Genomic DNA, 25,143 nt, shown 5'->3' with positions numbered 1-25,143 from the left:
GTCGTTGGGGTTCGCTCTGAGCATCAGCGTAGCGTTCGCCGACGGGCCCAATCTTGGCACGCCTATCGACCCCGCCGACGTCGCGGCTTGGGATATCAGCGTTATGCCTGACGGCTCCGGCCTGCCGGCAGGAAGCGGTACGCCAGCGCAAGGCGAGCGGATTTACGCGGAGAAATGCGTCGCCTGCCACGACAAGGACGGCAAGAACAAATTCGGTTTTTCACCACTGTTCGGAGGCGGCAAGATCACCGACATATCGGCCGGGATGAAGACCATCGCGAACTTTTGGCCTTACTCCACGACGCTCTTCGACTTCATCCGTAGAGGGATGCCGTGGCAGCAGCCGAACTCACTCACCGACGACGAGGTCTACGCTCTGACCGCGTTCATCCTGGCGAAAAACAAACTCATAGGCGAGACCGACACCATGAACCCCGAGACGCTGCCCAAGGTGCGGATGCCGAACCGTGGCGGCTTCATCATCCGTTTCCCTGATAAAATCTAAGTTGGAATGTTGGCTCATGGCCCATCGCTTCAGCTAGCGCAGCGCCGCGACAAGTCTGAAGTTGGGGGTAGATCGGAAGTAGCTGTCCAACTGCAAAAATGACGTGAATGACCCGAAGCGGAAGCTGCTCCAAGTCGCGTATGGGAGCATTCGCCTCGCTGTCACTCAACGGAAAAATTGAGCAGAGAGGAAACTCTGCATCTCCTGGACTGCCTTCCTGGCCGCTTCCGCATCGTACTTGAGCCAGTGCCCGTGCATTTCCCTGCCGTCAGCGAAAGCCGGGACGCTAAAGGCGTGATAGGCACCGGGATAGACGACCAGCTTAACGGGTGCACCCCTGTCGGCCCGCCTCTTCATCCAAAGTTCGCAGTCCCTCGCAGGCGTCCAGTCGTCGAGTTCGCCGATCAGGATTAATGTGGGAACGATGAGTTCCTCGGAAGCAACGCCGCACAGCGGATAATAGGCCACCGCGGGCTTGAACTGCAGATCCCGAGGAGCGTCGAATGTTTCCACGTGGTGGGTCGACGCTAATTGCAGCGCAACCATTGCACCCATCGATCCTCCCAGGACAGCGATACGTTGAGGATCGACAAAAGGAAGTTTGGAAAGATAGGATAGAGCGCCTAAGGCATCACCTTGGCGGGCAAGCATCATGGCAGGCATCGGTTTGGTGCAGGCGTCCTTGATGCCACGGGTCGCAAAGCTATCGACTGCAAGTGACACATACCCCAAACCGGTCACGAATTGAGCGATGAACTTTGGGGCATCTTTCGAAAGTCCATCGCATCCATGGAGATACACAATGGCTGCGAATGGGCCGTCGCCCTCAGGTTTCGCGAGGTAGCCCTCGATCGTATCCCCCGCCTTCGGCGCTTCGCCACGCTCGCGCGCCAAGCGCTGCTGGAGCTGGCCAAGGCGGACTGGAGCACTGTCGAACCTGACCAACTCTTGTGCCATGGTGACGGGCGTTGGTGCAAACGCACGTAACCAATACTGCTAAACGAAGACATGCTCCGGCTTGTGTGCCCATTTTACCTCGCCCCGTCTTCGTAACAGGGACAACGTAGCAGGTTATGTCAGTCCATCCATAGCGTAAGTTGAGGACTGCAGACATCCCTCGCTTGAGCCATTGTTAAGCTCGGTACCGCGAAGTCCGTTTTTGCCCCATCTGCGAAGTTGCGCCTCGGCGGTCAGAAGTCCGCTCGTTGAGCCCAGAGCGGACCAGATTTGCTCTACCTGAGTTCTTCGCGTTTTGACCCACAAGAGACATCGGAGCGCAACCAACCGACGGAACCTTGTAGAACGGCTTACGCCGATGCTTTCGCGTCCGGTCGCCTCGCAACGAGGATGGTGCCGATGCATTGCAAGGCGATTTCGTTTCTTTGATTACATAATCGAATTTGATTGCGCACGATACCGCGATCAGGTTTCGTTTTTGATTCCAGCTTCTCCAAGATAATCGCTTCGAGATTAAGTTCATCTCCCGGGCGTACCGGGTTCGGCAACCTCAGCTCATCCCAGCCCATTCCGGCGAGGACATGGAGAGGCCGAGGCTGGAGCTTGGGCGTAAGCGAGATGAAGACTGCAAACGTGTGGGCGCCCGATGCGGTTAATCCACCAAAAATTGAACGTGCTGCTGCCTCCTCATTGATGTGGCGCGGTACCGGATCGTATTGCTTGGCGAACTGAATAATCTCTTCCTTCGAGACCAAATAAGGACCCGCCTTTCCGGCGGTACCAATTTCGGCATCTTCGAAATATATACGGGTCATTGGTCAATCCTTTGCGAGCGGACTAAACTATAGGGATGGCAAACGCCACTATAGTCTCGGTGCCGCTCAAGGTCAGCACGCCCGGTTCTGGCCCTTTTGAGACATGCCGACAGGCTCTGAGAAGGTCCGTTAATAGGGGTGGATCAGAAAATCTTCGGTCCACCCGCACAAGACCCAAACTGGATATTTTGCATGGCGCGGTGGCGGATTGACGCAGCGCCTTGAGCCTCTTCCCTGCTACTTTGCCGGGGCCGAACGAAGGAGCGCTAGGGAGGAAAAGATGAGAGTTAGGTCCGGATTGTTGGTACTCTGGGCTGCACTGGTTGCGACGCTCGCCTACGCACAGGGCACGGACACGAGTGTCCTCAAGCTCCCGCAGGATATTGAGTTCAAAGGTCCTCTAGCAGGGGCACCACAAACCGTCGTGTTGTACGGCGATCCCAGCAAACCCGGGATGTTCGTCACGCGAGTAAAGTTCTCGGCCGGCTGGAAAGATATGCCGCACTGGCATCCCGATGAAGTGCGCACGGTCGTCGTCCTGTCCGGCACTTTTTACTTCGCTTCGGGAGAGAAGTGGGATGAAAGCAAATTCAAACCATACCCCGCGGGAACGTTCTACTCCGAGCCTCCAAGAGCTCCGCACTATACATGGGCGAAGGACGGGGAGGTGATTATTCAGGTCACCGGTGTTGGGCCGTCGGGCAAGACGTTCATTCCTCAATAAGGATATCCGCCTTTGGCCCGTTTTAGACCTTGCGACGGGCACTCAAGATGTCCGCTCAGCGGGGCTGGCCCGATGGATTGCCTGACTATGCCGCCGCGGGTTTCATCTTCCGATTGGCTTCCAGCCTTCGATCGACCAGTGTCACGATCTCATCAAGAGCGGGGTGGCGCATGCCCTTCTGCTTCGCAGCAAGCTGAACGAGCTTGTCCGCGCGTTCGATATTCAGGGCGCCGTTGTTCAGGGCGCGGGCCGCGGAGGATGGACGCGACAGGCTCTCCGCCGCCGTTGCGTACTTCTCGAAAGGCACCAATTCGTCACGCGAGGCACCAATCTTGACGCATACTTCGAGCACGAAATCGTAGATGGAGCGCGACGCTTCCAGATCCGAATGAACGGCCTCCCGGGCGGTTCGCATCCCGTCCTCGGTGATGCACCGGTAGTTCCCGGCCATCAGCATGGCCCACTTGGCCAAGGGTACGAAGATCGAGTCATAGAACCGCAACTTCACCGGCAATTGTATCCTGCCCTCGGGGGCATCGTAACGCGCAGCATCGATCTCCGTTTCCAACCGCTGCACGATCTCGTTCCCCTTCTCGGTATCGAAGCGGGCGACTTTGAAGTTGGTCGGTAGAGTTACCTGCAATACGTTGGCCTTCTCGTCCGCCGGCCGTATTGCCTGGGGATCTGGACTGCAGAGCGTCAGGGTAGCGGGGTCGAATTCCTTCCACACTTCCGGCGACGTATAGGCGGGCTTAAGTAGTTCGGAATCTATCCCGGGAACGCGCCTCATATAGGGAAACGGCGGCATGTTCATGATCGACATGCACGGCACCCGCGATGTCGCCACAGCGTTCATAAGCTCGCGCACTCCGGGTGATCCGTATTGGGGCTCCTGCATCGCAAGTCCGATGAGGTCATATTCCCGCGGGTCGACGCCTGTCGCTCCCGCTGCCGACACTCGGCCAGGAAGCTTGCGTGAATCGAGCTCGACGGGTTCGCTCCGGCCGCGGATCGGAATCCGAACACGAAACCCTTCGGAGTTGATCAGATCTGCCTCCGGCGGAAGGCAGACAAGTTTAACCGAATGCCCGCCGAACAGAATCTTCGATGCGAGCAACGAACCGTATGAAGCGCCCAGGATCAGAACGTTGTATGTCGACATCGTCGGGTTTCCTTTGAGATCTTAGCTCGGGTAAATTGCGACCTGCCTTTTGCCGTCGGCCGGCTCGATGCCACGGGTGCGGCTTCCAGCATTGCAGCTGCGTCAGCCAAGGGGTTCCCAGACCCGAGGCGAACAGCATGGTTTAGCTGCCCGCCTAACATCCCCGAGAGCGTCAGGCCCGTGTTGGCTTCCGGGGATGGAATAGCTCTTCGACAGACTGCTTCGGGTCCCCGATCCTAGAGCGGTCCTTGCGATCGTTCTTCTGTGCCTCGAGCTTCTGCAGGAAGCGGAAACGCGGCGATCGGGTCGCGTGCCCCGATCGGCCGTGCTTGGTCATGCCGAAACCCTTTTGGCCGCCGTGCGTCATTTGATGATCCCGACGGAAGCTGTGCGGCCCATTCTTGCACCGGGAGCCGCCACCGGGAGCCAAGCTTCATGCGGTTCGCCGAAAGCAAGATCAGAGAGAAAGGGTAACCCTAATCGTCAAAGGGCGCGAGGCCGGGACGGTCGGTTTGCGAGAAATGCTGCAGTGCGGCGGGTTGGGATGTGCAAGACATTACCAAGCTTGCGCGCCCCTTCGGTTCAACGGATGGCTCCCTGACCAAGGCGTCGCGCGCATCGCAGCGCCGCTGACAGGGCTCAATGCCCCGGCACCGCCTGGCATGCGACGGCCATGGATCGGCCCTGGCTGGAGAGGTTCAATCGCTGACGCCGAACGCTTTGAACGTCAAAGATACATTAAAGAGCTGTGGTTTGGCGCGATACAATGGCTTAAAATGCGGCGACGAGCCCTCGATGAGGCTGGCGAGATCATCAGTGTCCTCGACAAAGGAGGATAAACCATGGAGCAGAGAAACGTAGATCGCAGAAGCTTTCTCAATCAACTCGGCGTTGTGGTCGGCGGCGCCACGGCAGCAACCGCAATACCGGCCATGAACCCGGCATCGGCGCAAACTCCGGCGGCGCCGAAAGGAAATATTCCCGACGCCCCCCTCAAGTTCGGTCACATGACCTTCTTGACTGGCCCCGGAGCTGTGCTCGGCGAGCCTTCACTCAAAGGCCACATCCTGGCTGCCGAAGAAATCAACGCAAAGGGCGGCATTCTCGGCAAGCGCAAGATCGAGACGATAACCGCCGACGAAGCAGCCGGCACGGACGCCAACGTGAAAGAGCTTCGCCGTATGAAGCTCTCCGAAAAGATCGACATGTTTACCGGCGTCATATCGAGCGGCAACACGCCGGCGCTCGGCCCGGTCGCCGAGGAGCTTAGCGTGCTGACGATTTTTGTCGATGGCTGCACCGACTTCCTGTGGGACAAGGCAGTGCCGAATCCGAAATTCGCGTTCCGCATTACCAACATCCAGTCAGCGGACGGTGTCACCTGCGCAGTGGCGGCGGCGCAGGCCTGGCCTGAGGCAAAGCGGATTGCGCACATCCACCCGGACTACAGCTATGGCCGCAATGCCTTCGACCATTTCGGCCTCGCGTTCAGCAAGCTTGTGCCCGGTACCCAGGTCGTTTCGGAAGGCTGGCCGAAGCTCGGCACCACCGACTTCACCGCTCACATCACCAAGGCGATGTCATCAAATCCTGACCTGATCGTTTCGTCGGTCTGGGGCGGCGACTACGTGGCAATGTACAAGCAGGCCTTGCGCTACGGCATGTTCAATAACGCCAAGTTCGCAAGCACGATCGCTTTCGGCGTTGCGCCGCATGCCATCGGCAAGGATCATCCGGAGGGCGTGATCGCGGGCGTGCACGCGAACTATTACTTCACCTTCCCGCCGGGAAATCGCTGGCCGGCTAACAAGATATTCGTCGAGAAGTACTACAAGCGCTGGAACGAGTATCCGAACTTCCAATCGGATGGTGCGTATCACACGCTCTACATGTACAAGACGGCAGTCGAGAAGGCGAACAGGCTTACCGGCGGCTGGCCGGAAGAAGAGGCGATCATCAGCCAGCTCGAAGGCATGTATTTCGAGACGGCGGCCGGTGATCTCTATATCCGCCCGGACAATCACCAGGGCTACAAGGACGCGGTAACCGGCTTCAGCAAGAACGTGCCGGAATACCCGTTCCAGATCCTGGACCCGAATCGGATGGTCACCATTCCGATTCGCAATATCACGGCGCCTCCGCACTGGCCGAAGCCGGGCCATGGCCACAACGATCCGACGGCCACTTATAATTGGATCAAGGAAACTTGGCCGCAGGTCGCTTGAGTGGCGCAATGGAGACGGCCATGCCTTCTTCTCGAAGGCATGGCGGTGTTCGGGTCTTGATCGGGCGGCCGCCAACCCGAACCCTACATCCGCGTTGTGCGGCCGCGGCGAGATGCTGCAGGCCCTGCGGCGGTCGCGGTGGAGCGGAACATGTCTCGGCGCGCAGCTTCGCCTCAGGCGCGAATCGGCGGCTTGGTGCTGGGGCTGACATGTGCGGTTATTGTTGCGTCGCCATCGGCGCGGGCCGACCACGAGGTATCTTATTTTCCCTCGTTCTACCCGCATGAAATCCGCATCGAGCCGCTAGATCCGGAAGAAGCAGCACGCGAGTTCGTCAACAAGACCGATCCGCTGCACGTCTATTTGGGCACCGCACCACACTTTGCCAGCAATATCCCCGGGCACCTTAAGTCGGTCGACTCGCTCAAGTCGCTGATCACCATTAGCGTCAATCCGCAGTCATCGCAGCTTCAGGGCCGCGAGGCGCGCTGCCACGCCATCGAACAGGCCGCCGCGGCGCTAGCCGCGCGACCTGACGTCGTTATGCACCCCTATCCGATCACGCCCTATCACGCCGACTATCTCTGCCACGCAGATCGGGTCTCTCCGGGCAAGGCCACGCGCGAGCCAACAGATGCGGCGGCGCCGACGTTTCGCGCCGGAGCCGATATGTCCCTGTTCTCGCCGCGAGCCCGCGTCCAGGAAACCGATTGGGATGTGGTTCTCGATGAGACTTCGGTGAACGCATTGCTGATCGACGCCGGCGTAGGCTCCAACGAATGGCCGGCGCCACCCTGGACGAAAGAAGGATGGTTCCAGGCCTACCGGCTGCTTCGCCCCGCCCTCAGCCAGGCGAGCGACCGAGAGCAGGTCGATGAGCTTTATGAGCGCCTCACCCATAGCGAGTTCATCGATCGCACCGAACAGCTCAACCTCGAGCGCGAGTTGGTGACCGGTTTGATCGGCAGTTGCGAGCGCGCGGTGGTCGGCTATCGGCTGCGGCGGGAATTCTACTCTGACGACTTTTCCGACGGCATAGAGAATGCCGCCGTGGATTCGCAGTCTGGGCTGAACTCGGCCGTCTTCCTGAGGACGGTCAAGCTGAAGGATTTCCTTTGGAATGGCTCACTGCGCATTGGTATCGATCCACACCCGACCGCAGCCTGGAATCCGGTCGCGGGCTTCACCGATTCGGCCGGTCGCCTGGTGTGGTCAACCGTCGGCGATAACGCCTTCCTGCCGATTCCCTTCAATAGCCGATGGGTTCAGAACCGTGCCGAAGTCCGCACTGTGGACGAGCCCAGTATCAAGCAGTCGGTTCGCATTCCCAACGATGCGCTGATGCCGCAGGCCATAACCGGGAGCCTTGAACCGGTCGGGCCGCGCCACGGCGCGATGGCCAAAGCGCTGTACCGCCTTTCGGCCTCGAATTTCAGCGACGGTTCCGTGATGGAGCCGGCCGATTTACTCTATCCGTATGCGTTGGCATTCCGCTGGGGCACTGGCGGACACGACGCGGCGACCCATGATCCGGACATCGCCGCTGCGACGCGACTGATGCGCGAGCGGCTGCGCGGCGTGAAGCTCGTCCGGGTGGAGGAAACCTCGCGGTCGATCGCTGATCAGACCTTCACCTATCGCAGCCCGATTATCGAGGTTTATCTCGACAACCTAACTTTCGACGAACAGGAGAATGCTCTCATCGCTCCGCCCTGGAGTTCGGTACCCTGGCACGTGCTTGCGCTGATGGATGCGGCGGTCGAGCGCGGCATCGCAGCCTTCTCGCGCGGCGAGGCCGAGCGGCGACACCTGCCGTGGCTCGACCTTGTCCGCGATCCAGCGCAATTGAAGACATTGCGAGCGCTGATCAGGGAATTTGCGCAAACCGGCTACCGGCCGGCGGCGCTCGAATCGCTGGTCGGCCCGGAGACGGCAAAGGGCCGCTGGGCACTTCTCGACAAGTTCGTTGAAGCCAACGGTCATTTGCTGGTGACCAACGGCCCGTACCGGCTAAAGGCCTGGTCGCCCGGCGCGTTCGTTTTTGAGGTTGTGCGGGAATTCACCTATCCCGTGGGTCTCGGTACGTTCAACGGCTTTGCCTACCCGGCGCGCGCGCTCATCAACAGAATGGAGCGCGCGGGCGATCTCGTGCTGGTCAGCGCCGACGCCGAGTTCGCTGTCAAGCAGCAACGCGACCATCGTCTCGTTCGTGCACCGCTGCAGCCCGACACAATGCGCGGCACACTGCTGCCCATTCGACCGGAATCGCACTACGTCGTCATTGGCCAAGACGGCCGGGTCGCTCACGCCGGAAACCTGGTGCGGCAACCGGACAATCGCTTTGCGGTATCGCTGCCGACCACTCTTCAATCCGGCGTCTATACGTTGTTCGCGGCGATCTTTCTCGACAGGAACACGATCAATCCAGCAATCGGACGCATCGAACTTCGGAATAGCGGAACAATTGGCAAGGCCGGGCAAGCCGGAGACGCCAGGGACGAGGAGAGAAAACCGTGACGATTCTCGTCATCCAGATTCTCAACTCCTTCTTTTATGCGGCAGTCCTGTTCCTTATCGCTGCAGGCTTAAGTCTCATCTACGGCGTCATGCGCATCGTGAACCTGGCGCATGGGGCGCTCTATGCGCTCGGCGCCTACGTCTCCGCCTGGATTGTCGGCAGCGCCGTTGGCCACGCGGTGGAAGGCAATCTCGGCCTAGCCGGAATGCTTCTCCTCCTCCCGCTTGGCGCGATTGCCATCGCGGCCGTCGGCGCGCTGATCGAGCCCACCCTGCTGCGCCCGCTCTATCGACGACCGGAAGAATATCACCTGCTGGTCACATTCGGCCTGCTCATGATCCTCGAAGACGTTATGAAGTTCGTGTTCGGCCGCACGCCACTCTCGGCAGGCGCGATCATGGATCGGATGGGCAGTATTCCCGTTGGGCGGCTGATGTATCCCACTTACAATCTGTTCGTCGTCGCAGTCGGGCTTGCCGCCGCGATCGGATTGTGGGCGTTTATCTACCGCACCAAGTTCGGGGTCATCCTGCGCGCTACCTCTCAGGATCGACGCATGGCTGCAGCGCTCGGCATCAATGTCAGTCGCGTCTATGTCCAGGCCTTCGCCATCGGCTGCTTCATGGCCGGCCTCGGCGGTGCGGTGGTGGTACCGGCGCAGGCGGCGGTCCTCGGCCTAGGTATCGAGGTGCTTATTCTGGCCTTCGTTGTCGTCGTGATCGGCGGGCTCGGGAGCTTGCAAGGAGCGCTCGTCGGCGCGCTGATCGTCAGCTTCGTGCGCACCGCCGGCATTCAATTCTTCCCCGAGATTGAACTCGCAGTTCTCTACCTGATTGCAGCCGCAGTCCTGCTCGTCCGTCCCACTGGCCTTTTTGGAAGGGCATGACGATGGCGATAGCAGCAACTGGTACCTCGAGTTGGCGGATCACCATCGTATCCGCAATCATTCTCGTCATCCTTGCGATCCTGCCGCAGATCGTCGATCCCTATCAAACGGTGCTGCTGACCTACGGTCTGATCATGGCCATTGCCGCCCTCGGTTTCAATCTGCTGCTTGGCTACACCGGCCTCCTGTCATTTGGCCATTCCGCTTACTTCGGCACCGGCGCCTATGCAGTGGCCTTCATCGCGCGGGACCTTGGCGCGCACTCCATGGAGCTCTACATCGTCGGCGGGATGCTTGGCACGCTGGTCGTTGCGGCGATCTTCGGATTCGTCTGCGTACGGCACACACGCATTTTCTTCGGCATCCTGACGCTTGCGTTGTCGCAGGTTCTCTGGAGCCTTGCCTTCAAGTTCTTCTGGGTGACGGGCGGCACCGACGGCATTCGGGTACCCTATACCAATCTCACGTTGGTCGGCGGCCTGGTCGATTTCAAGGGTGCGGGCTCGTTCCAGCGCTTCATCTATGCTTATTACTATTATGTGCTTGTGCTGTTTTCCATCTCCACGGCCATTCTATGGGTGATCACCCATTCACCGTTCGGCAAGGCGCTACAAGCGATCCGTGACAACGAAACGCGCGCGCGGTTCGTCGGCATCTCGGTTCGGCGCTACCGCTGGATCGCTTTCATGATTTCTGGGATATTTACCGGACTTGCCGGGATTCTGTGGGTTCCGCTCAACGGCCTCACCACGCCCGACATTCTCTATTGGCCATTCTCCGGCGAGATCGTGTTCATGACCGTGCTGGGCGGATTCCGCTCCTTCACCGGTCCGATCGTCGGTGCGATCGCGTTCAACTACCTGAAGACCTACGCGATCGCCAGCACCGAATATTGGCAACTTCTGCTTGGCGTCGTGCTTGTCATTCTGGTCATGGCGCTACCAGCCGGGATCGTTGGAACGATCGCGCGGCTCGCCGCAAAGCTCAGGAGACGGACGAAATGACCCTCCTTGAGACGGTCAACCTGAAGAAATACTTCGGCGACACGCACGCTGTCGACGATGTGAACCTGACAATTGCGGAAGGCGAGTTCATTTCCGTGGTCGGCCCCAACGGAGCCGGAAAGACTTCGCTCTGCAACGTCATCAGCGCCCTTCTCGTTCCCGATTCCGGAAGAATCATCTTCAGGGGTTCCGATGTGACCCACTCATCCGTGATCGAACGGGTAAAAGCCGGCATCGCGCGCAGCTTCCAGTTGGTTAACCTGTTCGACGATCTGACGGCCTTCGACAACGTCGCATTGGCGATCTTTTCGCGCGATGGCAAGATCCGGAACATGGCCGCGCTCGCCGACCACGACCGCGCGGTCGCTGTCGAAGCCGACACAATCCTCGAGCAGTTCGGGCTCGCGAGCAAGCGCAACGAGATCGCGCGCGATCTGGCGCAAGGCGAGCGAAAATTGCTGGATGTGGCCCTCGCCTACGCGCTCCGGCCGAAGCTCTTGTTTCTCGATGAGCCGACCTCCGGGGTGAGCACCCGCGACAAGGATAAGATCATGGACACCATTGCCTCGGTCGTGCGTGCCGAAGGCATTACCGCAGCGATCATCGAGCACGACATGGATGTCGTCTTCAAATATTCCAATCGAATTGTCGTGATGCACCAGGGGGCGATCCTCGCCGAGGGCACACCGGACGCCATCAGAAACAATGACCAGGTCGCCATGATCCTTCTCGGCTCCTCAGGACCGGACGCCTTTTCACGGAAGGAATGACTTGTGCTGGAGGTCAACGCGATCCACACCTACCGCGGCCCCGCTCACATCCTCAACGGAGTGTCGTTGCGGGTCGACAAGCAGGAGGTGGTGTGCCTGGTCGGCCGCAACGGCGCCGGCAAAACCACGACGATCGAAAGCATTATGGGCTTCCTGCCGCTGCGAGCAGGGCGGATCGTATTTGGCAACGAGGACTTGACCAGGCTTGCCCCGCACGAACGCGCCAAGCGCGGGATCGGCTATTCGCCGGAGGATTGTGGCGTCTTCCCGGAACTGTCAGTCGACGATAACTTGATGATCAGCCGCTGGCTCGGCGATGAAGTGTCGCGCCGACGGGACGGGACTATGCGTCCGGACCCGCAGGCACAGGCTTTCGGGGTCTTTCCCGAAGTACAGGGTCTACTGCAGCGCCAGGGCATGCATCTGAGCGGCGGCCAGCGCAAAATGGTCGCGATCGCGCGCGCGATGATGTTGTCGCCGTCTCTTCTTCTGCTAGACGAGGCATTCGAGGGGCTGGCACCGGTCGTGGTCAATCGGTTCACGGAAGCCGTCATGAAGATCAAGGCGATGGGTGTGTCCATCCTGATGGCGGAATCGCATCTCGCCTCTGCGTCCCGTATCGGCGACCGGCTCTATGTGATCGACCGAGGCGAGATCATCTTCCACGGCTTGCCAAGGGAAGCGCGCACCGACGAGAGGGTGATGAGAGCTTTGCGCGGATGAATTGCGCGTCTTCACGCGCCCGCACGATGCAACCGACGGTTTGGCTGGAATGGCATCATGAGACGCCACCTGACGCTTGGATTTCTGTTGTCGACCCTGACTGTGACCGGCGCAGTGCGAGGCGGTCACGAATTGCCGGTCTATCCATCCTATTATCCGCACGAGATCGAGATCAGCACCGTCGCTCCCGAGACCGCGGAGAGCCTGCTGCGGCAGTCCAAGATCCATGTCTTTCTAGGAAGCGAGCTCCGCTTTTCGGGCTCTCCACCGGATATGATCGGTGCCGTGGAATCGCTCGGCTCGCTGGTGACGGTCCGCATTAACCCACAATCGCGATATGCAAGAGCTGATGCGACCGCCTGCGCGGTCGCATCAGCTGTTACCCGAAAGATCAGCTCGAGCAATCCGGATGTGATCCGGCATCCCTACCCGATCACACCGCTCCACGGCGATTATTTGTACCATGTGGATCTCGCCGAAGCGGCGAAGCGACGCCTGCTCTCCAACACGGAGGCTTGGCCAGCAATTGAAGAGCTGAAGCTGAAGGCAGCCGACGCCGCCGCGAAACGCTTGCTCGGCACCGAGAAGGCGGCGCCGGAATCGGACTGGGACGTTGAAATCAGGGAAACAAGTTTGCTGGAACTCACTGAATCGGCAACGACTGTGATCAACGGCTGGCTGGTCCCGACGGTGGCGAGGAGCGGATGGTACCAGGCTTATCTCGTTCTGCGCGACGCAATCGATGCCGGAACAAGAGAGCGCGTGGAAGCCGACCTGCAACGGATCCAGTTCGGCGATGTAAACAACCCGGTCGATCGCATCAATCTGGAGCGAGCGGTCGTGACAGCCCTCGTCAGTGACTGCCGTCAAATCGTCGTCGGCTACACGCTCAAGCGCGAATATTTCAATAGCGAATTCTCCGCAGGGATCGAGAACATCGCTTTCGATTCCCTTACGGGCCTCAACGCAGCGATCTTCCTACGCACGGTCAAGCTGAAGGACTTTCCCTGGAACGGCTGGCTCCGTGTCGGAATCGATGCGAGACCGACATCGGCCTGGAATCCCATTACGGGCTTTTCCGACAAATTCGGACGACTGATGTGGTCCGCCGTCGCAGATCCGGCTCTGTTGCCGTCGCCCTATGACCAGGCCTGGATGGCCAATCGGATCTCGGAGATCCAGGCTTCCCCACCCCGATGAGGAATTGCAACGATGCTTTGCAACACAGTTTCTCGTGCATCTCGCATCGGCGCCGTGCTCGCCTGGGCAATCGGAACGACGATCACCGTAGCGGGCGCCGCGGAGCTCACGTTCGACTTCCATATTGAGCGCGGGCGGGTGGCGGAGAGCACGCAGGTCATCCGGATCAAACAAGGCGATGTCGTCAAGCTGCGATGGCACACGGATCGATCAATGATCCTGCATCTGCACGGTTATGACATTGAAAAGAAGGTCGAGCCCGACACCTTTGGCCTGATGGAATTCACCGCGTACGCCACCGGGCGGTTTCCGGTGGAAATCCACGGGTCGCCCGGGCCCGGCGGTCACTCCCATGGGGGAAATCCACTTGTTCGTGTCGAGGTCTACCCATAGCAAAACGCGTTGGCAGCGCTCGATAACAGCTCGGCGCTGGCTGTTCGCGGCTGCGGCCCTTCTCATGGGCGTCACGCCAGCCGGCGCACACGGTTTCGGCCAACGCTACGATCTCCCCCTGCCCTTGTCTCTGTATCTCTTCGGCGGCGCAGCCGCGGTCGTGCTTTCCTTCGTGGTCGTCGGCCTGTTCGTGCGCCGCGCGCCGCCGGCACGCGACGTTTCGCAGATTGATTTGTTCGGCTACCCGCTCGTAAAAGTCGTCGCCGCATTGGGCGTTCCGCTCAAGCTGACCGCTCTCGTCCTGTTTGCCGCGATGCTGGCGGCAGGTTTTTTTGGCGATCAAAATCCTTACCGCAATCTTGCACCCACGCTGGTCTGGATCATCGCCTGGGTCGGCCTCGCCTATGTTTCGGCCTTCGTCGGAAATATCTGGCCGCTCATCAATCCCTGGCGGACTGTTTTCGACGGGGTGGAGGCGGCATACAGGTACATTTGCGGCCGCAACCTTGCGCTCGGCAAACCGTATCCCCACGCACTCGGCCTCTGGCCTGCCGTGCTGTTGCTGTTGGCTTTCTCCTGGACCGAACTCGTCTATCCGACGCCCGCCGTGCCGTCGCACCTGGCTACCTTCGCACTTGTTTATTCCGTACTGACCTGGACCGGCATGTTCCTGTTCGGCAGCGAGACCTGGCTGCGGCACGGAGAGCTCTTTACTGTTGTATTCGACGCCTTCGCCCGCTTCGCGCCAACGGACATACGCACCGCCCAGCCCAAACCCCAATTTCTGCTGCGACGATTTGGAGCAGGCCTCACCAGTCGCGAGCAGATTTCGCCGTCGATGATGGCATTCGTGCTGCTGCTCCTGTCGAGCGTTCTTTACGACGGCCTGATTGCGACTCCCGAATGGTCGGTCGCGGAATCCGCGGCCATCGCGCGATTATCGGATATTGCCGAGCTCGGCCCGGTGGCCCTACGCAGCGTCGGCCTAGTTGGATTTTGGCTCCTGTTCCTGTCGGCCTACTGGATGGTAAGCATCATCATGAGCGCGGTGACAAAGTGGCGATTGTCACCGCGGCAGATCGCCCAGGGCTTCGCCCTCACCTTGATCCCGATCGCGCTCGGCTATCATCTTGCGCATTACCTCGTTTACCTTCTGGTCCAGGGGCAATACATCGTTCCGCTGCTTTCCGATCCCTTCGGCTACGGCTGGAACCTGTTCGGGACCGCTAGTTACCGGCCGAACATTGCAATCGTGGGCGCCCGCTTCGCCTGGTACACGGCGGTCGTGGCCGTTCTTCTCGGGCATATCGCAGCAGTTTATCTCGCGCATGTGCAGGCAATGCAGACATTTGCCACGCACAAGCTCGCGTTGGCCTCTCAGATCCCGCTCACAGCGCTGATGGTGGCCTATACCTTCGTCAGTCTGTCGATCCTGGCCGAACCCATCGTAGAGCGCAGCAGGCCGTCTGCGCAACCATCGGCCGTGGCGGAGAATATGATGGCGATCCCCGCGGACGCAGTAGTGCCTGACCAGGATGGCAACCGGCTCGAGGCCGTCGGTCCCGGCAGATTCGCCAAGACGAAACTGGTCTATCGTCTGCTCGGCTCCTCGTTCCACGACGGGACGAGGATGACAACCGCCGATCTGCTGTACCCATACATCTTTGCATATCGCTGGGGCATTGGTGGCGACGGCCGAGAGACGCACTTCGATCAATCAATCGGAACAGCGACCGCGCCGATACGTCGCGAGCTTGCCGGATTGCGGGTCATGGGAAGCGAAACCGCCTCCAAATCCGTCAGGGTCGGCGACGTCGATTTCCTCCGCGAAGTCTTCACGATCGAGGTCTATACGACCAACGCGCCGACGAGCCCGGAACAAGAGGCGGTCCCGGCGCCGCCCTGGAGTACGCTGCCGTGGCATCTTCTCGTCCTGATGGAAGAAGCCGTTGGCCGGAACTGGGCGGCGTTCTCGCAGACGGAAGCGGTTCGCCGTGGCGTCGAATGGCTGGACCTTGTCCGCTCGCAATCGCTGAACGCGCGGCTGTCGGCGTTGACCGAGAGCTTCGAGCGCGAAGGCTACCGGCCCGAAGCGTTGCGCCCGCTCGCCAGCGTCGACGAGGCACGTCGCCGGTGGGCGGCGCTCTCCGCGTTCTACAAGGCCAATGGCCATTTTCTGGTGACCAACGGGCCCTATCAGCTCAAGAGCTGGTCGGATGACAGCGTCGTGCTCTCTGCGTTCAGGGATTTGAGCTACCCGCTGGGCGTGGGCTCCTATGACTCTTACGCTATCCCGCGGCGTGGGTTCATCACAGCAGTCGACGCAACGGGTGATGAGGTTCAATTGTCGGGCGACATCGAAATCATCGACAAGTTTCAGCGCAGGTATCGCCTCAAGCGCGTACCGCTCTCATCCATACCGCCGGATGTGCTGAGACGGACGCCCCCGGAATGCCGGTTCACGGTCGTTGATGATCAAAAGCGTGTAGTGCTCGCTGGCACTGCCCCTCTCGGCAAGAACTCCTCGTTCCATTTCGATTTCAAGAACCGGTTGCGCGCGGGGCGTTACACGATGTTCGCAACCATTGCGCTCAACGGCAATGTCATGAATGCCGATATTCACCAGATATCGATCGTCGTTTCGACCGGTGCGGAAGGCCAAGGATCGCTACAAGGGTCCCCCTCCAAGTGAGCACAATGGGCATTCCTTCAATGGTAACATTGCTCTTCAGCGCTCGGAGCTCCGCGCTCGAAAGCACTGCGGTACGACGTCAGGACGGCGATTCAACCTTTTTTCGGCATTGCAAGCAAAGAGCCTGCGACACTGCCGATGTGGCCAAGATTTCCAGACGCCGATACCTCGGCGTGGACGCTGTTCTTTCCGGTATCAAACCGACACGAGATCTCCGGCTTCCGCTGCGCGCTTGACCGCGTCGATCACTCTGAGGGTTTTCAGCCCTTCGCGCCCGTTCACCACAGGCTCGGCCGTACCGCGGATGACCCCGCAGAAATTGGCAATCTGCAGGCCGAGCGGGTCTTCCTTCTCGTACCTCAGCCGCTCACGCTCGATCGGTGCCCACCAGCTCGCCTTGCTTGGGTGATGCCATAGGTCCAGTTGCGGAACAGCCAGCGATGCCCTCGTGCCGCCGATCTGGTAACACGTCTCCTGCGTATGACTGTAGGCCGGGTTCTCACCAGCCGTGAATTCCCAACTCCAGGGCGACTGGACGGCGTCGGAGACATTGACCGTCCCCAGCGCGCCGGAGGCGAAGTGCAGGATGATCACCGCGGTCTCTTCAACCGCATTCCCACGCAGCCGATTGGATTGGGCAGCCTGCACTGCCACGATATCCCCACACAAGTATCGCAACAGGTCGACATCGTGGATGAGATTCAGGAAAACAGGCCCAGCCCCTTTTTCGCGGCGCCAGGCCACATCGAAATAATCGTCCGGCTTGATCAGCCAGAACATGCCATGCACCGACACGATCTGGCCGAGCCGGCCGCTGTCGATCTCCGTCTTGGCGCGTTGGATCATAGGGTTATGCCGGCGATGATGGCCGGTGAGCAGCGGCACGCCGGCTTTCTCGGAGGCCTCGACCAGGGCCTGTGCAGCGGCGACGTCATCCGCTAACGGCTTCTCGATCAGCGCTGGGATGCGAGCTGCGATACAATCCATGCCGTTGGCCACATGCATCTGGTTGGGCGTGGCGACAACCACCCCTTCCGGCCGATTTCCGGAGAGCATGTCCTGAAAGGACGGAAACCAGTCCACCTTCAGCGAAACCGCCAATTCTCGGGCCGCCGGCGCCGGATCGACGATCGATGACAGCATCGCCTCCGGCCGCGTGAGAATGTGCTCGATTTGTCGCTTGCCGATGAGACCCGCTCCCATCACCGAGAGGCGGACGGGTGCGCTCATACGATGCTATCCCTTCGTTTCATCAAGCAGCTTGGCCACGCGACGCAAGCCGAGCAGATAACCCTGCGTGCCGAAGCCTGCGATGACTCCATCAGCTCGTTTGGAGACAAACGAGTGGTGGCGGAATTCCTCGCGCTTGTGCACGTTGGAAATATGCACCTCGATCACCATCCCCTCGAACGTGTTTAGAGCATCCAGGATGGCGACCGACGTGTGGGTGAAAGCGGCGGGGTTCATCACGATCCCGGCAGCCGTTTCGCGCGCCTCGTGGATCCAGTCGATCAGCTCGTATTCCCGGTTGGATTGATGGAAGCGAACCTCCAGGCCAAGCTCCTTGCCCAGCGCCCGACAGTCTCGCTCCACATCCGCAAGCGTCTCGTGGCCATAGATGTGGGGCTGGCGCTTGCCGAGCAAATTGAGATTTGGTCCGTTGAGGACGTAGACGAGACGACTCATGAGAGAACTCCGTTCAATGATGGGCGAGGATTTCGCCAAGGAACTGCCTGGTGCGGGCGTGCTGGGGATTACGGAAGAATGCGTCAGGCGCGCCTTCTTCGATGATCTGGCCTTCAGCCATGAAGATGACGCGATCGGCGACCTGACGGGCAAAGCCCATCTCGTGGGTGACGCAAATCATGGTCATGCCGTCGTTGGCGAGGCCGATCATCGTATCGAGCACCTCCTTGACCATCTCAGGATCGAGTGCCGAGGTGGGTTCGTCAAACAGCATGACCTTGGGCTGCATGCAGAGCGCACGCGCGATCGCGACGCGCTGTTGCTGACCGCCCGAGAGCTGAGCCGGATATTTCTCGGCCTGGTCACCAATGCGCACGCGCTCGAGGTATTTTCGCGCAATCGCCTCCGCCTCGCTCTTGCCGATGCGGCGCGCGCGGATGGGCGCGAGCATGCAGTTCTGCAAGACCGTCATATGCGGAAAGAGATTGAAGCTCTGAAAGACCATGCCGACGTCCTGACGTACCACATCGATGGCCTTGATGCTGTCGTCCAGCCGATGACCGTTCACCACGATGCTGCCCTGCTGGATCGCCTCGAGACGGTTGATACAGCGGATCAGCGTCGATTTGCCCGACCCGGACGGACCGCAGAGCACGATCTTCTCGCCTTTGCGCACGGTGAGATTGACGTCACGGAGAGCCTGGTACCCGCCGTACCACTTCTGCACGCCCTTCATTTCGATCAGGATATTGTCCTGCATGGATTCGGCTCCGCTATCGGGCGGCGGCCAACGCGGATGGCGCGTCGGCCGCTCGCAATGGCTATTGAACGGTGAAGGGAACGCCGGGAACCGCGTCCGGGAAGATGGGGACAGGCGCCTTCATCCATTTGGCGTAGAAGCTCGCCAGTTTGCCGTTCGACTTGATCTGGTCGATGAACTTGTTGGCCGTCTCGTTCCACTCCTTGTCGCCGAGGCGGGTGCAGGCCCCGTTATACAGCGCGGTGAAGTGAAGCTTGGGCTCGAACCCAAGTTCCGGCTTTGCGGCGTTCAGACGCTGCGGGTAGAAGCTGTTTGCGCCGACAGCCTGCACCTGACCGGAGAGCAGCGCCTGGATCGTGGCCGCATCATCATCAAACCTGCGGATTTCGGTGCCTGCCGGAGCACTATTTGTGACCTGAGTATCCTGTGTGGAGGACCTCGGAACGCCGATGACGTACTTGCCCATGTCGGCATTGCCGTTGATCGGGGTCGCCTGGGCAGCGACAAGCGTGATCTCGTTGGCGACATACGGCTTGGAATACTGCACCGCTTTCGCGCGCTCGGGCAGCATTGCCATTGTCGCGAATAGAATGTCGACGCGGCCTGTGGTCAGCGCCGGAATGCGATTGGCCACCGCCAGTGGAACGAACTCGGCCTTCACGCCGAGATAGTCGGCGAAGGCGCGGCCCATGTCGGCATCGATGCCGTCCTGCTTCCCCGAGCTATCGACATAGCCCCAGGGAGGATTATCGCCCTGAATACCGATGAGGACGACGCCCTTCTTCTTCACGTCCTCCAACGTGCCGGCCTGCGATTTGCCTGCGACGGCGATAGCCGCCAATGCCAGCAGTGCGACCCCGAGCTGGCGACGGTTGGGTGAAAACAACATGAGTATCTCCTCCTGGTGATGGCTGTTTGTGATTGAGCAGGTGCGCCGTTCCTACCTTTGACTGGCCAGGGCGAGCCTGGCCTCCATCCGGCTGCCCCACCACGACAGTGGCCAGCAGAGGATGAAATACATCGCGCCGACCACGCCGAAGACGAGCAACGGCTGGAAGGTCTGGTTCGAAACGATTTGACCGGCGCGGGCGAGTTCGATGAAGCCGACAATGGCGGCGAGCGACGTGCCCTTGATGAGCTGCACGAGATAGCCGATGGTCGCGGGCAGCGAGATGCGGATTGCCTGCGGCAGCACGATGTCGCGCATGCGAGACGAATGGTGCAGTCCAAGCGCCATCGCCGCCTCAGTCTGGCCGCGCGGCACGGCCTGGATCGCTCCGCGCCAGATCTCACCAAGGAAGGCGGAGGCATTCACGGTGAAGCCGATCGCCACCGCCACGAAGGCGTCGAGCTTCAGTCCGGTGAGCGCCAATCCGTAATACACGACGAAAAGCTGCAGCAGCAGCGGAGTGCCCTGGAATATCCCGATGTAAATGCGGGTGATCCATTCCACGCCCTTATGGCCACAGGTACGCAGCAATGCTACAGCCAGACCCGCCGTGCAGCCGCCCACAAACGCAACCAGCGTAAGCAGCATCGTCCATTGCAGACCACGCAGCAGGAAGCCGAACTCAGGAAGGCCAAAATGCGGTGCCATGATCGCTCCCTCAGCGTGTCGGATATGAGAAGAAGCGGTGAGAGACGACCGCGAAGCCCAGCATCAACAGCCAGGAGATCGCGAGGTAGAGGAAGGTGACGAAGAAATAGACCTCGAAGCTGCGGAACGTGTCGCTTTCGATGCGTTGCGCAACCGACGTCAATTCGTAGGCCGATACCGCCGAACAGATCGACGAGGTCAACGTCAGCATGATGAACTGACCCGTGAGCGAGGGGTAGATTGCGCGAAGGGCGGGCTTGAGCACGATGAACCGGAATACCTGTCCTTTGTGCAGGCCGAGCGCGTAACCGGCCTCTATTTGCCCCTTATGAATGGATTGCACCCCGCCGCGGATGATCTCTATGGCGTAGGCGCCGCCATTGACGCCGAGCGCGATAATGGCCGTGGCTGTCGGATTGAGCTTCAATCCGATCAGCGGCAGGGCGAAGAACAGAAAGAAGATCTGCACCAGGAAAGGCGTATTGCGGACGATCTCGACGAATCCGATCACGAGAGCACGCAACCAGGCCGCCTTCGAATCGCGTGCCGCGACGCCGGCGACGCCGATCATCATTGCGAGAGTCATGCCGGCAAGCGCCAGACCCAATGTGCCCACACACCCCCACAGCAGTGCGGGCATCGCATGCCAAACCACCGAGAAATCGAGCGTATAGCCCATCTTGCGTTTCCTCTCGGGCGTTGTGCGTGCCGCTCGCCCATCGGCCGGGTGTCACCCTCCCAGGGATGCAAAAGTGGCGAAGAAAACGTCTGGATCAGGTGAGATGCCCGTGAACAGGCGAAATGCTTCGGTCCCCTGGAAGATCGCCATGCCACCACCATCGACGGTGCGGCAGCCGAGGGCACGCGCCGCGCGCAGCAGGGCGGTTTCCAGCGGGAAGTAGACGATCTCGGCGACCCACAGATCGGGACGCAGCAGGGCCGTCGGCAGCGGCGTGCCTGGATATTTGTCCAGACCGATCGGCGTCGCGTTGACAATTCCGTCTGCGGCAGCGACGGCGGCCGCGACATCCTGGCCGCCCCTCAAGCGCCCTTCTGCAAATCGCGGGGACAAGCCGTCGACCACATTCTGCGCCTTGGCCGAGTCGACGTCGATGATGGTCAACTCCCGCACGCCGAGCTTCATCAGCGCGAAAGCGACCGCCGCTCCTGCGCCGCCGGCGCCGAATTGGACGACACGACCGAGCGATGCACCCTGCATGTTGCGGCGAAAGTTCTCGGCGAAGCCAAACCAGTCGGTGTTATGGCCCGTCATTCGGCCATCTCTGACGACCACGGTGTTCACGGCACCAAGCGCCTCCGCGTCAGGCGAAAGCTCATCCAGGAGTGGAAGGATCGCCTGCTTGCAGGGATGAGTTACATTCAACCCATCAAAGCCCATCCGCTTTGCTGCCGTGAGCAATTCCGGCAACGCCTCCACGCCGAGCTTCAACTCTGCCAGATCGATCTTCTTGTAGAGATAGCGGATGCCAGCGGCGTCAGCTGCCGCTTCGTGCATGGGCGGGGTGCGGGACGCAGCGATGCCGCTGCCGATCAGGCCGACGAGAAAGCTGGATTTGGGATGCATGCTCGGCATCGCGTCAGCTCAATGGCACGGTCAGTTCGGCGATGACCTCTGTCGTGCTCGGTCGAACGCCGCGCCACCAGGCAAAAGCTTCGGCCGCCTGCTCGACCAGCATGCCGACGCCGTCGGCCAGCTTGGTTACGCCTTCGGCGCGGGCCGCTTGCAGAAAGGGAGTGAGCCCCTTGCCATAGGCGAGTTCGTACGCCAGCTCCGCACCGCGGAAGACGTTGCCTGGAAGCGGCGGCATCTCACCCCGCAGGCTGGCCGATGTCGCGTTGACCACGACGTCATAGCCTTCGGCAAGATCGGCCAGTTCAGCATAGCCGCTGACGATCAGGGGACCACAACCGGCGAACTCTTCGGCCAATGCCACAGCCTTCGATAAGGTACGATTGACGAGAACCAACTCGGATGGCTCCTGACGCAGGAACGGCAGTAGCGCGCCACGCGCTGCTCCTCCAGCGCCGAGCATCAGGACGCGGCGGCCGGTCATTTTGACGCCGAGATTGACGGTGATGTCACGCACGAGGCCGATCCCGTCGAAATTCTCGGCAACGATCCGATCGCCGTCGAACTTCAGGCAGTTTGCAGCGCCTGCTCGTTTGGCGCTTTCTGAAAGCTCGTTTGCGTAGGCGAAGGCATCGAGCTTGAACGGGGCGGTGATGTTCAGCCCCTTGGCGCCCTCTGTCCGGAATTGATCAACCCGCTCGTTGAAACCATTGAGGGGGCCCTCGATCGCCTCGTAGACAAGGTCCTGTCCTGTCATTCTGGCGAAAGTGCCATGGATGAGAGGTGATTTGCTGAAGCCGATCGGATTGCCGATCACCGCATAACGGTCGCTCATCGCTCACTCCTGTACTGCCACTTCGTTGTAGAGGACGCCGTCACGCACCATCGCCTCGATGGCTTCGGCCGACACCCCCAGCGAGGCGGCAATGCGGCGATTGTCCTGGCCGAGCAGCGGCGCCGGAGTCCGCACCGTGGTGTCGCAGTCTGAGAAGCGGAACGGCAGGTTAGGTAGCGTCACCTTGCCGAGCACAGGATGCTCCTGCTCGACCAGCATGCCACGCGCGTGGATCTGCGGATCCTTCACGACCTCTTCGATGGTCTGCACAGGAGCCGACGGCACAGCTGCTGCCTCAAGTGCCGCAAGACAGGCGTCCCGAGATGGTTGCGACAGCGTCCAGGTGCGCACGATGTCCATCGCTTCGGCATAATGGGCGTTCCGCGCGGCAGGCGTGGTGAAGCGTTCGTCGGATGCCAGCGTGTCTCCCCCGATCAGGCTCGCCAATCGCCGCCACGCATCATCGACTTGGGCGGCAATGACAAGATTGCCGTCGTTGGCCGGAAAGACGCCGTAGACGGTCGAATCCGGCTGTCCGCTGCCGGTCTGCTTCGGTTGGTCGATGCCGCCGGAGAGGAAGTAGCGCTGAACCGCATAGTCGTGCATCGAGACCATGCAGTCGTACAGCGCCAGATCGATATGCTGGCCGCGTCCGGATGACGCGCGGCCAACCAGCGCTGCATTGATGGCAGCCACACCGTGAATGCCGGTATACATGTCGGCCAGCGGCATCCGCAGCAGCGGCGGCGCTTCGCCGGGAGTGCCCAGTTGCGCCAGAGCGCCCGACATCGCCTCTGCGATCAGTCCGAAGCCTGGACGGTCGGCATAGAGACCGGTGTGGCCATAGGCGGAAACCGAGCAGTAGATCAGCCTGGGATTCCGTGCCGATAGCGCCTTGTAACCAAGCCCGAGGCGCTCGAGTGCGCCGGGGCGGTAGTTCTCGATGAGGACGTCGGCCGTGTCGACCAGCTTCATCATCATGTCGAGACCACGCGTGTCGCGCAGATCGATGCACAATCCCTGTTTCCCCATATTCTGCTGCAGGAAATAGCCGGATTGTCCGTCCTTGAAATAGCCATGGGCACGGCCCGCATCGCCTTCCCTAGGACGCTCCACCTTGATGACTTCGGCGCCCATCGCTGCGAGGCAGCGGCCCATGAACGGGCCTGCCAGGAAATGGCTGTAGTCGATGACGCGAATGCCTTTGAGCGGCAGATCCTGCACGGTCATGCCTGCTCTCCTGCGGCGTTGGTCTTCGGGCGCATCGGAATCATCAGCCGGTGCTCGCCGAGCTGCACCACTTCGCCGCGCTGATTGATCAGCTCCGAGGGCAGCACCACGATGCCCCACCCTTCCCGCTTCGTGGTGCGCATCGAGCCGACGCGGAACTTGACGTGCACGGTATCGCCGAGCTTGATCGGCAGCTTGAAATCCCACGTCCAGCCCAGCGACATTCCCGGAAGGAAGCGGTAGTCGGCACGCGTCTTCAAACCGTCGGCCAGCGATAGGCCAAACAGCCCGTGCGCGACGCGCGTGCCGAAGGGTGTGGTTTTGGCATATTCCTCGTCGACATGGACCGGCGTGAAATCGCCCGTCAGCTCGGCGTAGGCATTCACCATCGTTTCCGTAACCGTCACTGAGGGAGTGATGCATTCGTCGCCGACCCTGGCATCGTCCCAGTAGCGCTCATCGGTCATGTCGCGTGTTCCTTACGCCCGTGGATTGATCGCCAGCGCCGCTTCCACGGCACCCGCACTGGCTTGCAAGATTTCGACGTTCAGCCCGCCCGGCAGCTCGAGCCAGTTCGGCCCGGCGAGCAGTGCTTTGGCGCCCCACGCGGCAGCACGGGCGAGCACACCTTCGTAATCGTCGACCATGATGCCGAGATGGGCGAGACGCCCCTCCGGTCCGACGAAGCTCGGATCCTCGATGAGTTGCACGCTTCCGAGCACCCATACCTGACGCGGGCGCTCGCCGTCGGCGGGTTGCTCGTCGCGGATCGTGAGACCAAGCACCTCACGAAAGAAGTCGACGTGACGATCAACGTCCGGCACGCGGATCGCGACGTGTTCGACGTAAGCGCGGGGCAACGACATCGTC

The 25,143-nt window shown here is 60.6% G+C and carries 25 protein-coding genes; 11 read left to right on the top strand and 14 right to left on the bottom strand.

Features of this window, described 5'->3' with window-relative positions; translation table 11 throughout:
- The first annotated feature begins 103 nt into the window (after positions 1-103).
- Positions 104-505: a c-type cytochrome gene (locus JQ635_RS25735; RefSeq protein ID WP_211412571.1), complete on the top strand. Its 402-nt coding sequence runs from the start codon at positions 104-106 to the stop codon at positions 503-505.
- Between the two features lie 165 nt (positions 506-670).
- Here JQ635_RS25735 and JQ635_RS25730 read toward each other — a convergent pair whose 3' ends face one another.
- On the bottom strand, positions 671-1,462 hold the full coding sequence (locus tag JQ635_RS25730; RefSeq protein ID WP_211412570.1) for a dienelactone hydrolase family protein: 792 nt from the start codon (positions 1,460-1,462) through the stop codon (positions 671-673).
- 350 nt (positions 1,463-1,812) lie between these two features.
- Complete coding sequence (locus JQ635_RS25725; RefSeq protein WP_211412569.1) at positions 1,813-2,277, bottom strand: MaoC/PaaZ C-terminal domain-containing protein; 465 nt, start codon at positions 2,275-2,277, stop codon at positions 1,813-1,815.
- Positions 2,278-2,575: 298 nt separating this feature from the next.
- On the opposite strand from JQ635_RS25725, the gene JQ635_RS25720 reads away from it, so the two are divergent.
- Positions 2,576-3,001, top strand: coding sequence for a cupin domain-containing protein (locus JQ635_RS25720; RefSeq protein ID WP_211412568.1), 426 nt, complete (start codon positions 2,576-2,578; stop codon positions 2,999-3,001).
- An 85-nt stretch (positions 3,002-3,086) separates the two neighbouring features.
- Here JQ635_RS25720 and JQ635_RS25715 read toward each other — a convergent pair whose 3' ends face one another.
- Positions 3,087-4,163, bottom strand: coding sequence for a hypothetical protein (locus tag JQ635_RS25715; protein ID WP_211412567.1), 1,077 nt, complete (start codon positions 4,161-4,163; stop codon positions 3,087-3,089).
- A gap of 893 nt (positions 4,164-5,056) precedes the next feature.
- Here JQ635_RS25715 and JQ635_RS25710 point away from each other — a divergent pair.
- The 9 genes from JQ635_RS25710 to JQ635_RS25670 all read left to right on the top strand — a co-directional run bounded on the left by JQ635_RS25710 (position 5,057) and on the right by JQ635_RS25670 (position 16,574).
- Complete coding sequence (locus tag JQ635_RS25710) at positions 5,057-6,388, top strand: ABC transporter substrate-binding protein (protein ID WP_211412566.1); 1,332 nt, start codon at positions 5,057-5,059, stop codon at positions 6,386-6,388.
- A gap of 150 nt (positions 6,389-6,538) precedes the next feature.
- On the top strand, positions 6,539-8,905 hold the full coding sequence (locus JQ635_RS25705) for a hypothetical protein (RefSeq protein WP_211412565.1): 2,367 nt from the start codon (positions 6,539-6,541) through the stop codon (positions 8,903-8,905).
- The gene (locus tag JQ635_RS25700; RefSeq protein ID WP_211412564.1) at positions 8,902-9,792 is read left to right on the top strand and encodes a branched-chain amino acid ABC transporter permease; all 891 of its coding nucleotides are present in this window, start codon (positions 8,902-8,904) and stop codon (positions 9,790-9,792) included. Before JQ635_RS25705 ends, JQ635_RS25700 begins: the two co-directional genes overlap by 4 nt.
- Positions 9,793-9,794: 2 nt before the next feature.
- The gene (locus JQ635_RS25695) at positions 9,795-10,796 is read left to right on the top strand and encodes a branched-chain amino acid ABC transporter permease (protein ID WP_211412563.1); all 1,002 of its coding nucleotides are present in this window, start codon (positions 9,795-9,797) and stop codon (positions 10,794-10,796) included.
- Positions 10,685-11,566 carry an ABC transporter ATP-binding protein gene (locus tag JQ635_RS25690; protein WP_211412562.1) on the top strand — a complete coding sequence of 294 codons (882 nt, stop codon included), beginning with the start codon at positions 10,685-10,687 and terminating at the stop codon, positions 11,564-11,566. Before JQ635_RS25695 ends, JQ635_RS25690 begins: the two co-directional genes overlap by 112 nt.
- Before the next feature lie 3 nt (positions 11,567-11,569).
- Positions 11,570-12,289, top strand: coding sequence for an ABC transporter ATP-binding protein (locus JQ635_RS25685; RefSeq protein WP_211412561.1), 720 nt, complete (start codon positions 11,570-11,572; stop codon positions 12,287-12,289).
- Between the two features lie 57 nt (positions 12,290-12,346).
- Positions 12,347-13,489 (top strand): hypothetical protein, encoded by a 1,143-nt coding sequence (locus JQ635_RS25680; protein WP_211412560.1) that lies wholly within the window; start codon positions 12,347-12,349, stop codon positions 13,487-13,489.
- 12 nt (positions 13,490-13,501) lie between these two features.
- The gene (locus tag JQ635_RS25675) at positions 13,502-13,882 is read left to right on the top strand and encodes a hypothetical protein (RefSeq protein WP_211412559.1); all 381 of its coding nucleotides are present in this window, start codon (positions 13,502-13,504) and stop codon (positions 13,880-13,882) included.
- Between the two features lie 64 nt (positions 13,883-13,946).
- The gene (locus tag JQ635_RS25670; RefSeq protein WP_211412558.1) at positions 13,947-16,574 is read left to right on the top strand and encodes a hypothetical protein; all 2,628 of its coding nucleotides are present in this window, start codon (positions 13,947-13,949) and stop codon (positions 16,572-16,574) included.
- A gap of 195 nt (positions 16,575-16,769) precedes the next feature.
- On the opposite strand, the gene JQ635_RS25665 is transcribed toward JQ635_RS25670, so the two are convergent.
- The 11 genes from JQ635_RS25665 to JQ635_RS25615 form a co-directional block, all read right to left on the bottom strand.
- The gene (locus JQ635_RS25665) at positions 16,770-17,804 is read right to left on the bottom strand and encodes a Gfo/Idh/MocA family protein (protein ID WP_211412557.1); all 1,035 of its coding nucleotides are present in this window, start codon (positions 17,802-17,804) and stop codon (positions 16,770-16,772) included.
- A 6-nt stretch (positions 17,805-17,810) separates the two neighbouring features.
- Positions 17,811-18,260, bottom strand: coding sequence for a type II 3-dehydroquinate dehydratase (aroQ, locus tag JQ635_RS25660; RefSeq protein WP_211412556.1), 450 nt, complete (start codon positions 18,258-18,260; stop codon positions 17,811-17,813).
- Between the two features lie 13 nt (positions 18,261-18,273).
- A complete protein-coding gene (locus tag JQ635_RS25655) occupies positions 18,274-19,020 on the bottom strand; it encodes an amino acid ABC transporter ATP-binding protein (protein ID WP_211412555.1) in 747 nt (248 codons plus the stop codon).
- A 61-nt stretch (positions 19,021-19,081) separates the two neighbouring features.
- The gene (locus tag JQ635_RS25650; RefSeq protein ID WP_211412554.1) at positions 19,082-19,909 is read right to left on the bottom strand and encodes a transporter substrate-binding domain-containing protein; all 828 of its coding nucleotides are present in this window, start codon (positions 19,907-19,909) and stop codon (positions 19,082-19,084) included.
- A 51-nt stretch (positions 19,910-19,960) separates the two neighbouring features.
- Complete coding sequence (locus JQ635_RS25645; RefSeq protein ID WP_211412553.1) at positions 19,961-20,617, bottom strand: amino acid ABC transporter permease; 657 nt, start codon at positions 20,615-20,617, stop codon at positions 19,961-19,963.
- Positions 20,618-20,627: 10 nt separating this feature from the next.
- Positions 20,628-21,296, bottom strand: a complete 669-nt coding sequence (locus tag JQ635_RS25640; protein WP_211412552.1) for an amino acid ABC transporter permease — start codon at positions 21,294-21,296, stop codon at positions 20,628-20,630.
- Positions 21,297-21,347: 51 nt separating this feature from the next.
- Complete coding sequence (locus JQ635_RS25635) at positions 21,348-22,202, bottom strand: shikimate dehydrogenase (protein ID WP_246583749.1); 855 nt, start codon at positions 22,200-22,202, stop codon at positions 21,348-21,350.
- Positions 22,203-22,215: 13 nt separating this feature from the next.
- Complete coding sequence (aroE, locus tag JQ635_RS25630; protein ID WP_211412550.1) at positions 22,216-23,043, bottom strand: shikimate dehydrogenase; 828 nt, start codon at positions 23,041-23,043, stop codon at positions 22,216-22,218.
- Positions 23,044-23,046: 3 nt separating this feature from the next.
- The gene (locus JQ635_RS25625) at positions 23,047-24,273 is read right to left on the bottom strand and encodes a CaiB/BaiF CoA transferase family protein (protein WP_211412549.1); all 1,227 of its coding nucleotides are present in this window, start codon (positions 24,271-24,273) and stop codon (positions 23,047-23,049) included.
- Positions 24,270-24,740, bottom strand: a complete 471-nt coding sequence (locus JQ635_RS25620) for a MaoC family dehydratase (protein ID WP_211412548.1) — start codon at positions 24,738-24,740, stop codon at positions 24,270-24,272. Before JQ635_RS25620 ends, JQ635_RS25625 begins: the two co-directional genes overlap by 4 nt.
- A 12-nt stretch (positions 24,741-24,752) precedes the next feature.
- Positions 24,753-25,139: a VOC family protein gene (locus tag JQ635_RS25615; protein WP_211412547.1), complete on the bottom strand. Its 387-nt coding sequence runs from the start codon at positions 25,137-25,139 to the stop codon at positions 24,753-24,755.
- Between the last annotated feature and the right edge of the window lie 4 nt (positions 25,140-25,143).

Origin of the sequence: Bradyrhizobium iriomotense, from assembly GCF_018130765.1 — a bacterium.
GTDB lineage: Bacteria > Pseudomonadota > Alphaproteobacteria > Rhizobiales > Xanthobacteraceae > Bradyrhizobium > Bradyrhizobium iriomotense_A.
Note: the sequence above shows the minus strand (reverse complement) of the source record. Positions and strands in the feature narration are given on the sequence as shown.

Bases quoted from the DNA above. Each gene is read 5' to 3' on its own strand.
- JQ635_RS25675 (WP_211412559.1), top strand. From the start codon at position 13,502: ATGCTTTGCAACACAGTTTCTCGTGCATCTCGCATCGGCGCCGTGCTC.
- aroE (WP_211412550.1), bottom strand. From the start codon at position 23,043: ATGAGCGACCGTTATGCGGTGATCGGCAATCCGATCGGCTTCAGCAAA.
- JQ635_RS25620 (WP_211412548.1), bottom strand. From the start codon at position 24,740: ATGACCGATGAGCGCTACTGGGACGATGCCAGGGTCGGCGACGAATGC.
- JQ635_RS25665 (WP_211412557.1), bottom strand. From the start codon at position 17,804: ATGAGCGCACCCGTCCGCCTCTCGGTGATGGGAGCGGGTCTCATCGGC.
- JQ635_RS25640 (WP_211412552.1), bottom strand. From the start codon at position 21,296: ATGGGCTATACGCTCGATTTCTCGGTGGTTTGGCATGCGATGCCCGCA.
- JQ635_RS25725 (WP_211412569.1), bottom strand. From the start codon at position 2,277: ATGACCCGTATATATTTCGAAGATGCCGAAATTGGTACCGCCGGAAAG.
- JQ635_RS25625 (WP_211412549.1), bottom strand. From the start codon at position 24,273: ATGACCGTGCAGGATCTGCCGCTCAAAGGCATTCGCGTCATCGACTAC.
- JQ635_RS25705 (WP_211412565.1), top strand. From the start codon at position 6,539: ATGTCTCGGCGCGCAGCTTCGCCTCAGGCGCGAATCGGCGGCTTGGTG.
- JQ635_RS25730 (WP_211412570.1), bottom strand. From the start codon at position 1,462: ATGGCACAAGAGTTGGTCAGGTTCGACAGTGCTCCAGTCCGCCTTGGC.
- JQ635_RS25680 (WP_211412560.1), top strand. From the start codon at position 12,347: ATGAGACGCCACCTGACGCTTGGATTTCTGTTGTCGACCCTGACTGTG.
- JQ635_RS25715 (WP_211412567.1), bottom strand. From the start codon at position 4,163: ATGTCGACATACAACGTTCTGATCCTGGGCGCTTCATACGGTTCGTTG.
- JQ635_RS25655 (WP_211412555.1), bottom strand. From the start codon at position 19,020: ATGCAGGACAATATCCTGATCGAAATGAAGGGCGTGCAGAAGTGGTAC.
- JQ635_RS25695 (WP_211412563.1), top strand. From the start codon at position 9,795: ATGGCGATAGCAGCAACTGGTACCTCGAGTTGGCGGATCACCATCGTA.
- JQ635_RS25735 (WP_211412571.1), top strand. From the start codon at position 104: ATGCCTGACGGCTCCGGCCTGCCGGCAGGAAGCGGTACGCCAGCGCAA.
- JQ635_RS25645 (WP_211412553.1), bottom strand. From the start codon at position 20,617: ATGGCACCGCATTTTGGCCTTCCTGAGTTCGGCTTCCTGCTGCGTGGT.
- JQ635_RS25650 (WP_211412554.1), bottom strand. From the start codon at position 19,909: ATGTTGTTTTCACCCAACCGTCGCCAGCTCGGGGTCGCACTGCTGGCA.
- aroQ (WP_211412556.1), bottom strand. From the start codon at position 18,260: ATGAGTCGTCTCGTCTACGTCCTCAACGGACCAAATCTCAATTTGCTC.
- JQ635_RS25670 (WP_211412558.1), top strand. From the start codon at position 13,947: ATGGGCGTCACGCCAGCCGGCGCACACGGTTTCGGCCAACGCTACGAT.
- JQ635_RS25615 (WP_211412547.1), bottom strand. From the start codon at position 25,139: ATGTCGTTGCCCCGCGCTTACGTCGAACACGTCGCGATCCGCGTGCCG.
- JQ635_RS25635 (WP_246583749.1), bottom strand. From the start codon at position 22,202: ATGCATCCCAAATCCAGCTTTCTCGTCGGCCTGATCGGCAGCGGCATC.